At 44.5% G+C, this 11,985-nt stretch carries 13 protein-coding genes; 5 read left to right on the forward strand and 8 right to left on the reverse strand.

Annotated features, from left to right (window positions below; translation table 11 throughout):
- A partial coding sequence (locus AB204_RS17465) for a hypothetical protein (protein ID WP_047964660.1) occupies nucleotides 1-880 on the forward strand: 880 nt, incomplete at its 5' end.
- A 66-nt stretch (nucleotides 881-946) separates the two neighbouring features.
- Here AB204_RS17465 and lsrK read toward each other — a convergent pair.
- Together lsrK and lsrR are read right to left on the reverse strand one after the other, a co-directional pair.
- Nucleotides 947-2,539, reverse strand: coding sequence for an autoinducer-2 kinase (gene lsrK, locus AB204_RS17470; protein WP_047964661.1), 1,593 nt, complete (start codon nucleotides 2,537-2,539; stop codon nucleotides 947-949).
- 71 nt (nucleotides 2,540-2,610) lie between these two features.
- Nucleotides 2,611-3,621 carry a transcriptional regulator LsrR gene (lsrR, locus tag AB204_RS17475; protein WP_047964669.1) on the reverse strand — a complete coding sequence of 337 codons (1,011 nt, stop codon included), beginning with the start codon at nucleotides 3,619-3,621 and terminating at the stop codon, nucleotides 2,611-2,613.
- A gap of 400 nt (nucleotides 3,622-4,021) precedes the next feature.
- Between lsrR and AB204_RS22865 the strand changes: the two genes are divergently transcribed.
- The 4 genes from AB204_RS22865 (at nucleotide 4,022) to lsrG (ending at nucleotide 6,515) form a co-directional block, all read left to right on the forward strand.
- Complete coding sequence (locus tag AB204_RS22865) at nucleotides 4,022-4,183, forward strand: hypothetical protein (protein ID WP_161796579.1); 162 nt, start codon at nucleotides 4,022-4,024, stop codon at nucleotides 4,181-4,183.
- 60 nt (nucleotides 4,184-4,243) lie between these two features.
- Nucleotides 4,244-5,263 (forward strand): autoinducer 2 ABC transporter substrate-binding protein LsrB, encoded by a 1,020-nt coding sequence (gene lsrB, locus AB204_RS17480; RefSeq protein WP_047964662.1) that lies wholly within the window; start codon nucleotides 4,244-4,246, stop codon nucleotides 5,261-5,263.
- Nucleotides 5,264-5,329: 66 nt separating this feature from the next.
- The gene (lsrF, locus tag AB204_RS17485) at nucleotides 5,330-6,214 is read left to right on the forward strand and encodes a 3-hydroxy-5-phosphonooxypentane-2,4-dione thiolase (RefSeq protein ID WP_047964670.1); all 885 of its coding nucleotides are present in this window, start codon (nucleotides 5,330-5,332) and stop codon (nucleotides 6,212-6,214) included.
- Nucleotide 6,215: 1 nt separating this feature from the next.
- Complete coding sequence (lsrG, locus tag AB204_RS17490; RefSeq protein WP_047964663.1) at nucleotides 6,216-6,515, forward strand: (4S)-4-hydroxy-5-phosphonooxypentane-2,3-dione isomerase; 300 nt, start codon at nucleotides 6,216-6,218, stop codon at nucleotides 6,513-6,515.
- Nucleotides 6,516-6,629: 114 nt separating this feature from the next.
- Here lsrG and AB204_RS17495 read toward each other — a convergent pair whose 3' ends face one another.
- From AB204_RS17495 to AB204_RS17520, 6 genes are all read right to left on the reverse strand, one after another.
- Nucleotides 6,630-8,015, reverse strand: a complete 1,386-nt coding sequence (locus AB204_RS17495; RefSeq protein WP_053067937.1) for a pyridoxal phosphate-dependent decarboxylase family protein — start codon at nucleotides 8,013-8,015, stop codon at nucleotides 6,630-6,632.
- A 115-nt stretch (nucleotides 8,016-8,130) separates the two neighbouring features.
- Nucleotides 8,131-8,655 carry a molybdopterin-guanine dinucleotide biosynthesis protein MobB gene (gene mobB / locus AB204_RS17500; protein ID WP_047964664.1) on the reverse strand — a complete coding sequence of 175 codons (525 nt, stop codon included), beginning with the start codon at nucleotides 8,653-8,655 and terminating at the stop codon, nucleotides 8,131-8,133.
- Entirely contained in the window at nucleotides 8,652-9,254 is a 603-nt protein-coding gene (mobA, locus tag AB204_RS17505; RefSeq protein ID WP_047964665.1) for a molybdenum cofactor guanylyltransferase MobA, read from the reverse strand. The genes mobB and mobA overlap by 4 nt, the downstream gene beginning before the upstream one ends.
- A gap of 168 nt (nucleotides 9,255-9,422) precedes the next feature.
- The gene (locus AB204_RS17510; RefSeq protein ID WP_047964666.1) at nucleotides 9,423-10,703 is read right to left on the reverse strand and encodes a purine-cytosine permease family protein; all 1,281 of its coding nucleotides are present in this window, start codon (nucleotides 10,701-10,703) and stop codon (nucleotides 9,423-9,425) included.
- Between the two features lie 24 nt (nucleotides 10,704-10,727).
- Nucleotides 10,728-11,417, reverse strand: coding sequence for a helix-turn-helix transcriptional regulator (locus AB204_RS17515; protein WP_047964667.1), 690 nt, complete (start codon nucleotides 11,415-11,417; stop codon nucleotides 10,728-10,730).
- Between the two features lie 2 nt (nucleotides 11,418-11,419).
- Entirely contained in the window at nucleotides 11,420-11,851 is a 432-nt protein-coding gene (locus tag AB204_RS17520; protein ID WP_047964668.1) for a GNAT family N-acetyltransferase, read from the reverse strand.
- Nucleotides 11,852-11,985: the final 134 nt, after the last annotated feature.

The raw sequence follows: 11,985 nt of genomic DNA on the forward strand, positions 1-11,985 counted from the left end.
AATTATAAAAATGGAGTTAATAATGAAACGTTCATTACCAATTAAATTGTTTAATTTATTTTGTATTTTGGTTTCCTCTTTTGCAATATTGAATATAAATAAAGCTACTGCATTGGGAGGGTATCTTTCATTTAAAGCCCCTACAAATACACCTTCTCAATTTGACGAATTGGATTTTTTCTTTCGGATGATTAAAAATCCTGGACCTTTATCCTATATGTATTACGCGCATAACTTTGCGATAAATTCATCAAATACAACAGAGGAACAACTTGGGGGGTATATTGGCCCTCAACTCGTTAGTAACGCAAATAATCGCCGAACATCTGCGATAGTAAGTGTCTGGTCTAACCGGCCAGATAGAGTGATATCATATTTTGCTGGTCCTGAATCAAAATGTACCATCGAACATGGTGGTCCTGAATCTCAAACAGGTTGGTTAATACAATGTGCAATAAATGATAATAGCAAATTTGCTCAAACCGATATGCCAGATGGAACAACATACAAAATCGTTATAAAAAATGTTAATCAAAACAACTTGGCAGCAGCAGAGGAAAGTTTTGAATTCTCCATTCAAAACCTTGTAACAAAAGAAGTGACTGTTCTTGGGACAATGACTTTCTCTAATGTGAAAGGGATAAATCCGTTGGCACCTTCTCACTTTCTGGAAAATTTTGCGGGAGGATATGATTGTCAGACCGTACCATACCTTGCATATAGTGAAGATGCACCAATCGGTATCAGAAATAATAAAAAATACACTTATACTGTAGAGAAATATCCTACTGCTCCATTTGATTGTCACTCTAACCTCGCTTTCTCAGAAAATAATTCCTCTGCGATTGTAGAGTATGCAATTAAAGGGGGAGAACATTGATGTATTTTAAACTTCCTATATATGAGCAAGCGTAGTGGCTTGCTCATATATCCTATAAATGTTGAATCACAACCCCGGCGCTTTCCACAGCGAAGTTGTTAAACCATTATCCACCAAATGCAGTTGATCAGCATACACGGCCTGCCAATCTTTCTTCGCTTTCTGGTAAATTTCACGATGATTTAAGTTTGGCTGATATTCCCGCTCCCAGCGCACCAATTTTTCTCCGGTTGCAGGCAGGGAATCATATAAGCCAACGCCAACACCGGCTGCAATTGCACAGCCCAGTGCCGTCGCTTCTTTAACCACCGGTACTCGTACAGGCAGTCCGGTGACGTCAGCGAGAATCTGGCTCCAGAGTTTGCCTTTTGAACCGCCGCCCGCGAAAACCAGTGAATCCGGTTGGACGCCAGAGAAGGAGGAAACCATATCGAGGTTACACGCTGAGACGATAGCTGCATTCTCTTCCAATGCCCGGAATAACGTCGCTTTGTTGCATTTTTCCGGATCAATGGAGAGGTTGAGAAAAGAGGGAGCGGCGTGATACCACGATTTAAACCGCATGACATCGGAGAAGATCGGCATGACGCCATGCGCACCAGCAGGAACTCTGGCCGCCATATCTTCCAGCAGACTGTAAGCATCAACGCCCAGACGTTCTGCCAGCAGTTTTTCTTCTGCGCAGAAGGCATCGCGGAACCAGCGCATGGTAAGGCCAGTGAAGAAGCTGATGGATTCTGCTTGTGCCATGCCGGGAATAACATGTGGATTGATGCGGATGTTCATGTTGGGATCGGTGATCGGTTCTGGCAGGTTGACGACTTGTTGCCAGAATGTCCCTCCGAGCACTGCGGTTTGGGCTGGTTTGACGACACCAATGCCGAGGCAGCCGAGTTGGACATCACCACCGCCCATAATCACGGGTGTGCCACTGTTCAGGCCACATTCAGCCGCTGCTTTTCCGGTGATATAACCGAGTAAGGTTCCCGTTTCTTTAACGGGGGAAAGGATGTCGGAACGCAGTCCGGCCATGTCCAGCAAGCTTGGGCGCCAATCGCGGGTGACTAAATCCAGCATGCCCGTTGTGCCGGCGTTGGAAGGATCAACCGCCAGTTCGCCACTCAACATATAAGCCAGCCAATCACTGATCATCGTCAGCGTACTGGCTTGACGATAAATATCAGGACGGTGATGTGCCAGCCAAAGCAGGCGGGGCATTGCGCCCAATGCCAGTGTTTGGCCGGAATAACGGTAAACATCATACTCAAAAGTATTGTCGTAAAGTTCTTTCAGTTCGCTGACTTCATGGCTGGAACGCGCATCTACATTTGCACATGCCCAGATGGGATCGCCGTCGCGATTATAAAGGACGATGCCTTCCCGCATTGAACAGGCGGCAACACTCTGAATCGCATTGGCGGGCAGTTCCGCCTTTTGCAGCGCCTGCCGGATACATTGGCAGGCCAGTTGCCAGTTGGTTTTCAGATCAAACTCCATGGAACCAGCAACATTTGGTACAGGCTGGTGTATCCATTCAGCTTGTCCAACGGCGATCTGATTCCCCTCGAGGTTAAATATAACTGCACGGATACTGCCAGTTCCTGCATCAAGCGCCATCAGATATTTCCCTGATGGTTGAGCATAAGCGCGTTGATTCATGATGCTATCCTCGTATGTCGTTATCTTTTTAACCGATATGGCACGGAGAATGAATAGATATTATTAGGCAATCAAGTCAGTATAGCCCTCGCGGTTTGTTCTTCTGTTACCAGTGAACTGATGTAGCCTCCTTTCAGAGCAGCAACAATGGCACCTGCTTTTTCGATGCCACCTGCTACACCAATCACGTTCGGGATGGTTTTCATTTCTGGCAGTGAGATCCCTATCAACTCTTGGTGGATATTAATATCGCTGACCAGTTCACCTTCTGTGTTGAAGAAATAACCAAGAATATCTCCGATGGCACCTTTGCGATCAAGCATCAGTTGTTCTCCATCACTGATATAACCGGAACGCATAATAGTTGCTTGCTGCTTTTGGTTGATTGCACCAATCCCGACAACAGCGATATCGGCTGCACCGGCGGCCAAAATCACATCCCGTACACTACGCTCTTCACGGAATGTTGCCGCGACTTGATGGGAGGAAGCCCGCAGTGGTGCAGGAATAATGCTGATAGGACAGTCTGCATCAAGCTGACCAATGCCGGTCATGTAAGAGCCAACACCGCCGGACAGTGTCACCAACCGAATTTGTTGGGATGAGATAAAACCACTCAGGTGTTGCAAAGTACACATGGGGGTTTCACCAAACCCAATTGCTAATAGTTGGTGAGGTTCAATCAGCGCCATCAACAGGTGAGCAGCCCCGACACCAAGGCGAGCATTGAGGTTCACGCCATCAAGGGCGGGTAATACGCGAGCCTGTTTGAGATTAAAACGTTTTTGCAAAGCATCTTCTAATTCCAGACACCCTTCATAGCGTGAATTGATTTTAACGCGTATCACGCCAGACTGGCGCCCTTTCTCCAGCAAGCGGGAAACTTTAAGACGGCTTAAGCCAAGCAATTCACCGATGTCCCCTTGAGTTAGACCATCGTGATAGTAAAACCAGGCAACACGGGCCATTAGTTCTTCTTCACTCATGCAATTTCCTGGATAGTTGTGACCTGAATAGTCAATTTCCTCGGACAATACACTTTTTTCTGGTGCTGATTGTTTTTTGATTGATTTGATCGACATAACAACTTTTTTATCCACAGGGAAAGAATAAGCATAAAAGCCCCATAGGTGTTAGAAGCTTTCTACAAAATTTTGAACATATTTTAATGTAATTAAAAATTTTTCACAAAATGTGATCGTAATATTGATATCATCATAAATTATGAATTGGAGTTATGAATAAATGTTTTTATAATAAAAAATGTTCAATATTGGTATCTGTGACAGAAACGTAAGCCCAAAATGTCATGAGGTATGTGATGTCACAGAGAAATATCACAATAAATGTCGATAACAGGCTTTTTGGACTTCCGTTGACAGTGTTCCACTTTTGGCTGCTCATGGGAATAGAAAACATTTTTCTGGTTTGATGGTATTTAAACAGATTGATTTAACATTGATGCCGGAGCCTTAATTACGGATGGCATCACCGTCAATCTATGCACCCGCAAGTCACATCGGCTGGGCATTTTGTGCCTTGGTGATTACAGTGGTGATAGGTCGTTCTGTCTTGCAGCATAGTTATCAAATTCTTGATTGGTGGCAATGCTGGCAGGATTCTGTTTCACAACAATATTTCTGAAACGCAAACGACGATCCTGAAACATAAATGATATTGGAACAAGAATAGATGGAGATAGGCATGAAAGCACCAACAATGAAAAAGCTGGCTTTAGCTGCTGCATTAAGCCTGGCGTGTGTTTCTTGGGCACAGGCGGCAGAAAAGATAGCGTTTATCCCTAAATTGATTGGCGTTGGGTTCTTTACCAGCGCTGGCAAAGGTGCTGTAGAAGCTGGCAAGACACTGGGCGTGGAAGTCACTTACGATGGGCCAACAGAGTCAAGCATGGTGGAACAAGTTCAGCTTATCAATAAATTTGTTAACCAAGGCTACAACGCAATTGTGGTGTCGGCGGTGTCGACGAATGGTTTGTGCCCTGCCTTGAAGCGTGCCATGAAACGGGGTGTTAAAGTGTTGACATGGGATTCAGATACATCACCAGAATGCCGCTCTATCTATATCGAGCAGGGAACGCCAAAACAATTGGGTGGCCTTTTAGTGGATATGGCCGCTAATCAAGTGAAAAAAGAAAAAGCGAAAGTGGCATTTTTTTATTCTAGTCCGACGGTAGCAGATCAAAACCAATGGGTGAGAGAAGCCAAGATAAAAATCTCAACGGAATATCCTAAGTGGGAAATCGTCACTACACGGCTTGGTTATAATGATACCGTTCAATCTTTACAGACGGCGGAAGGTATTTTGAAGGCGTGGGAGGATTTGGATGTGATTATCGCTCCTGACGCCAATGCGTTGCCAGCCGCGGCACAGGCGGCGGAGAACCTGAAACGTCAGGATGTGGCGATTGTTGGATTCAGTACTCCGAATGTGATGCGTCCTTATGTTGAAAATGGTACGGTCAAACAGTTCGCTCTGTGGGATGTGGTCAAACAGGGCAAGGTAGCTATTCATGTTGCTAATGAGGTTTTGAAAAAAGGCGAGCTGAATGTGGGAGATAAATTGAACATTCCTGATATTGGCAATGTTGAAATTTTACCTAACAGTGTGAATGGGTACAGTTATGAAGCAAAAGGCAATGGTATTGTTGTTATGCCGGAGCGGGTGATTTTTACCAAAGACAATATCAACCAATATGATTTCTAACCAAGACGATTTCTGATTTATAAGGCTGACATGCAGCCTGCTTCTGATACTTTTCCGGAGGGAGAAATGGCAGATTTAGATGATATCAAAGACGGTAAAGATTTTGGCATTGATACACCACAAAAGAATACGTTGTTTGAACTGAAAGGCTGTGGTGCGCTGGATTGGGGCATGCAGTCCCGTTTGGCACGTATTTTTAATCCGACCACCAATAAAACGGTAATGCTGGCGTTTGACCACGGTTATTTTCAGGGGCCAACGACGGGATTGGAGCGTATTGATATTAATATCGCCCCACTGTTTGAACATACCGATGTGCTGATGTGTACTCGTGGTATCCTACGCAGTCAGGTTCCTCCTGCCACCAATAAACCTGTTGTGCTGCGTGCGTCCGGCGCTAATTCTATTCTGGCTGAACTGTCCAATGAAGCTGTCGCAGTAGCGATGGAAGATGCGCTTCGGCTCAATGTTTGTGCGGTAGCGGCGCAGGTTTATATCGGTTCAGAATATGAACATCAATCCATCAAAAATATTATCAAGCTGGTGGATCAAGGAACGCGTTATGGCATGCCAACGATGGCCGTGACAGGTGTCGGTAAAGATATGGCTCGTGACCAACGTTACTTCTCGCTGGCAACCCGCATTGCGGCGGAAATGGGGGCGAATATTATTAAAACCTATTATGTCGATACCGGTTTTGAACGGATTGTCGCAGGTTGCCCGGTGCCGATTGTGATCGCGGGCGGTAAAAAACTGCCGGAGCTGGATGCATTGAATATGTGCTATCAGGCGATCGATCAGGGTGCATCCGGTGTTGATATGGGGCGCAATATTTTCCAATCAGAAGCACCTGTGGCGATGCTGAAAGCGGTGCAGGCAGTCGTGCATCACAATGAAAAACCTGCCCAGGCTTATGAGCTGTTCCTGAACGAAAAAGCCAAAGGGGAATAATATGCACGTCACATTAGTTGAGATTAATGTCAAAGCTGACAAGGTTGACGAATTCATTGAGGTATTTCGGGATAATCACCTCGGTTCGGTTAAAGAACCGGGCAATTTGCGGTTTGATGTGCTGCGCGATGAGAATATCCCAACCCGCTTTTATATCTATGAAGCCTATGCCGACGAAGCGGCGGTTGCCGCGCATAAGAAAACGCCTCATTACCTGCGTTGCGTTGAAAAACTGGAAGCATTGATGTCTGAACCGCGCAAGAAAACCACTTTTATTGGTTTGATGCCGGAAGGGAAGTAAAGATAAAACCAGTTGTTTGATGGTCGAAATAACGCCCTTGACGTGAACGTCGGGGCGTTTGAGATTTTTGATAGCCAGTTTTGGCTGCTATTTGTGAGATTGAAATAGCAAGTTTTAATTAGCCTGTTGTTTAACCTCATCTATGGCTCTAGCAATTGCTTTCAAGCTGCGCTGAATATCGTCTTCGGTAGTCGCCCAAGAGCTGACACTGAGTCGGATGGCTTCTCGCCCTTGCCATGTTGTTTTCCCAAACCAGCATTCACCTGATTGCTGAACTTTTTGTAACATTGCACGCTGCAAATTGATATCTGGTAAATAAGCGACGACCTGATTAATAACAACGTCATTGAGGATATTAAAACCGAGTGATTCCAGCCCTTCCGCCAGCATTTCTGCATATAAGCAGCAGCGATCAACCAGCTCTTCGATTCCCTGTGATCCAAGCTCTGCAATGGCAGCCCACACTTCGACCGCTCTGGCTCTGCGGGAAAACTCCGGCAGCATATCTTTTGCCTGCCACATGTCTTGTGTCTCCACATAGGCCGCTGAGGTTGTCATGACTTCTTTTAGTGCTTGTTTGTGACGCACAATACACATGCCACAGTCGTATGGAGTATTGAGCCATTTGTGGGCGTCCACTGCCCATGAGTCCGCGTTTTCAACGCCTTCAACTAAGGCGGATTTTTTCTTTGATGCTCTGGCCCATAACCCAAAAGCGCCATCCACATGTACCCAACTGCCGGCTTTTTTGGCTTTGGGAATGAGGGCACTAAAGTCATCTGAACTGCCTGAGTTAAGATTGCCGGCTTGTAGTACCAGAATCATATTGTCTGAAAATTCGGGAACGGCACTTTCAATGATTCGGCCTTGGGTATCACATGGCACAAAAATGAACTGTGAGCGACCAAAACCGAGTAGCCTCAGGGCCTTCAAAACAGAGATGTGAGCTTCTTCGGGTAATACAACTTTTAATTCAGGGGCGTTGTGTAAACCCTGCTCTGCAAGGTCATAGCCTTGTTTCTGGTATAAGTAATGGCGTGCAGCCGCCAGAGCACTGACGTGCGCCATTGTTGTACCTGTCACAAAACCGACAAATGCCTCTGAAGGTAAGTGCAATAATTCCAACGCCCAGCGCCCGGCGATTTTTTCTAATTGGCTCACGATGGGCGAAGAAGCTTCCATCAAGGCGATTTGATCCCAGGCACTGGTTATGATGTTTGCTCCCATCGCAGCAGGTGTTGAACCCCCTACAACCAAACCAAAATATCGGCCTCCTGTTGTCGCGACTGTTGCCGGAGAACCGTATGAGTGGAGTTGCTCAAGTACTTGTTGGCAATTGGTTCCGGTTGTGGGTAATGGCTTATCGAAATTTTGCAGACCTGCTAACGCCTCGGCATCGGGAAATACCCGTTGGTTGCGAATGCCACTGACGTAGTCATACGCGATTCCACTTGCAACCTTAACCGCAGACAGGGAGGCATCGCGGATTGAATCTTTCATGATGTGTTGTTTTCCTATTATCGTTATTTTATTTTTCCTGCTGTGACTGCACTGACTTTTGCGGGACTTATCATGATAAATACCCCTGTAATATTTTTTTATTGGTATAACCATGTTATTGATGTAGCCACTCGGCAATAAATGTTGCTACTTGTTCCGGTTGATTGATATCAAGCTGCGGAAGCGGTGTTGCCAGCGCAATATCGCTGGCAATTGCGATCACATAAGGATCGAGTATCTCATTAACGGTATGGTTCAGGCCGTCCCGATAAAGTGCTATTTTGGGGATAGCTTCTTGTTTGAACCCTTCGACCAGAATGAGATCCAGCGAATTCGCATCGAATCGACGGGCGAGATAGTGCAGATCTAGCTCCGGCAAATCGGGGGTTTCTGTCATCAACGCCCAACGCTGCTGGCTGGCGACTAACGTTTGGGTTGCACCAGCCTTGCGTAGCTCATAACTGTCTTTGCCCGGTTTATCGACATCCATATTGTGATGAGTATGCTTAATCAACCCAACACGGATATGTTGCTGGCGCAACAAGGGTATCACCTGTTTTAACAATGTCGTTTTTCCGGTACCGCTATAAGCGCTGATACCCAACATAGGCAGTGCTGTGTTGTTGATGCTCTGATTCATGCTGTCTCCTGTAGGAGTTCCCAATGCTGGTATTTCCAGTGATGGCATTCTTCTGGTGTATTTAAGTTGTTGAAAGCATGGGGATCGGGGAAATAGACAGCTTTTGCCTTAATCATCTGCATAAAGAACATGAGTTTTCTATCACCCAGTGCGAGATAACTTTCCAACCGAGGGATCAGACTGCGGTGCATTAATGCTAAGGTGGGATGGGCGCGTTCGCAATCATGTGCATAAGCGGCCCAGGCATGTTGTTTGTAGTGCCAAAGTTTTGCAACGAGATCTTCGGGAAAATCCGGTACATCACAGGGAACAAATACCACCCATTCATTGATGGCGTTCTTTAAAACTGCCAGCATACCTGCCAGTGGCCCGGAAAAATCGGTAATGATATCCGGTATAATGGGGTAGCCGCTTTGCTGATAGATGCCCTGATTGCGATTCGCATTAATCAACAACTCATGAACCTGTGGCTGCAATTTTGTGGCAATGTGTTGATATAATGGTGCGCCGTTGAATTGCAGTAATCCTTTGTCATTTCCCCCCATGCGGGTGGATAACCCCCCAGCCAGAATTGCGCCACTGATTTTTTGATGCGTCATGTTAAATCACCTGATATTGGGCAATGAAATATTGAGTGTTTGGGTATATATAACCATTGAGAATCAATATCTAACGATGCTGCTTTGGTGGCAGTATAACTTTACGCTGGTTGACAGACCAATATAATTTACTCCCCCATTTGGGGAGCAAATTATAGGCACATTACACTAAACGCGTTTACAAACTAACTTAAATAGTCCATAGGATAAGCTCGACAGCAACAATGAATTAATTGCTGGAACACCCCAGTCTATCCCTAGCCCGATCACACTGCCGATCACACTGGCAATAATGGCAGCCCAGCCGATGGTTGGCGTTTCACGCGGAAGTGCGCCTTGTTCTCGGCTCTCATCCAACACCTTGCGATGAGAACGCAGAATATAGTAATCAACCAACATAATCCCAATAATGGGCGGGAAAACAACGCCCAACACAGTCAGGAAATCCACAAACCGTTCTAGGATACCCAGAATAGAAAGTAGTGTTCCAAGTATTCCAATAACTACGGTCGTTGGGGGATAACGGAGTTTTTTGCCAGTGATGCCTTCCACGGCATTAATAATGCCTAATGATGAAGAATACAGGTTCAAGTCGTTGACCCTCAATGTGGAGAAAACGACAACCAAAAGACCGGCTCCTCCTGCGGCTTGTGACATAATAGTGACAACATCCGATGTATTCAGGGTTTTTGCGATAAGGATCGCCAGACCATTAATCACAAATTCTCCCGCAATAATGGTTAGCAATGTGATCCCAAAAACATGCTTGCCTGATTTGGTGTAGCGAGTCAGATCAGGGGTCATTAAGCTGGCAACAACCGCGCCACCCACGACAATCGTGATACCAGCACTAACGGATAAGGTATCACCAGAATGAGGTAATTCGATAATTTTATGTAGCTGTTGATTCATGTTGCCAGATAGCACGGTAGTAGAGATATAAGCAACCAGCAAAATAAACAGCGGAACAGCGATTCTGGCGGTAAACCGCAATGCCTTAAAGCCAAAGGCGACCAGAGTTGTCAGCAACGTGCCGGAAAGTGCCGCTGACAAGCCGAACCCAAGTTTATTGTTGGAGGCAAAATTAAGCGAATGGGCAAAAATAGCATTTTGGATACCAAACCAGCCTAATAAACTGATTGCAACAATGAGACCAATTAATACTGATCCTATGCGACCAAAACCACACCACCGAGCCAATAGGCTGCCGGGTAGGCCTTCGCGCATTCCCACAAAACCGAGTCCAAATGTGATAATGCCAAAGATCAGGCTGCCGATGAGAATTGCAATAAAGGCATCAATCAAAGCCATAGAGTCACCAAGTACGGCCCCAAGCATAAATTGATCCAACGCCGTTAACATCCCCATATGAACGATCGCTACGCTTAACAATGATACACGTTGTGTTTGTGGTACTCGGTTCAGTGAATAGTTTTCAATTCTAACCATAATATTTCCTGATTCTTTTGAGGTTCAGATAAAGAGAATGCCTTTTTCGATTAAGCGTTCAGGGATGTAGTTGTCCAGATGTAAGTGCCTACAGAATTCTTCAAGTTGTTGAAGAGAATGGACATTGGCTTTTTGGTAAATGTTATATATTCTATTTTCTATGGTTTTGTTACTCACATTATATATTCTCGCCATTTCTTTATTTGAAAATCGGTGGAGCATAAAAAAAATGATATCCATTTCGGCTCTGGTGAATAGCTTGGTATCAATTTCTGTTGTCAAGATGCTGGGTTTATGTTGATTGATATATTGTAAAGGTGATAATGTATTTAGAGGCTTAGCATTCCATACGATCCAAATACATTTTTTTTTGTTGTTGTATACTGGAAATTTTTCACTAATGAATGGTGTTAAACTGTTTTTACCATACCAATAATGTGTCTCTATGATAGAAACTTTATCTTGAGATTCTTCAGTCCTTTTATCATGTTCTGTTAGGTCTTCGGCTAATTCAGCCCAATCAGCCGGAAACTCATTATCAAACTTTCCCTCTATATCAAAATTTATGGGGGTATTAGTATAGAGGTATGCAGCCTTGTTCATGTAGATGTGACGAGAATTCAAATCCTTAATTCCCCAAGGCTCGCTCAAGTGTTCCATCATAGCGATTAATCCCTTTAGATAGGAGTCATTTTCGTTGTAGGGCAACTTCATTTTTATTTCATATTGCTAGATATACTGAGTTTTTTCGCCAGATAAAAGCGAGTGTATTTGTGAGCGTATCCTCCAAGCTCTCCATAGACTTTGTATCCTAATTTTTCATAAAAGCCCCTAGCTTGAAAGTTAAAAGTATCAACATAAGCCATATGGCAGTGTCTTTTTAATGCTTTTTCTTCCGCTTGTAACATAAGATGTCTTCCGAAGCCTTTTGTACGGTGTTTTTCATCTACCCAGAGATATTGAATTTCAAGCCCACCCCACCAAGTTTTAGAAACAAGACCAGCAATAATTTGGTTATTATCATCAGTGATTGTGAGAAATAGAGGTCGGATATCAACATCCCTATATTGTTGGTTGTGTGCCCAGAGATTTTGAATTACGTATGCTTCATCCAGTGAATTTGGAGTGTCGGTAATATACATTTTCATTTTGAAAGTTACCTTCTCATTATAATAATTTTTTGATATGATTTTTTACAAACTTAATTAAATGCCTCCAAATAATCCTCTATCATCTTTATGATTTTATGTCAAGGGTGATTTTCACCTGTTTAATTTTCGAT

It is taken from the genome of Xenorhabdus khoisanae, from assembly GCF_001037465.1.
Taxonomy (GTDB): domain Bacteria; phylum Pseudomonadota; class Gammaproteobacteria; order Enterobacterales; family Enterobacteriaceae; genus Xenorhabdus; species Xenorhabdus khoisanae.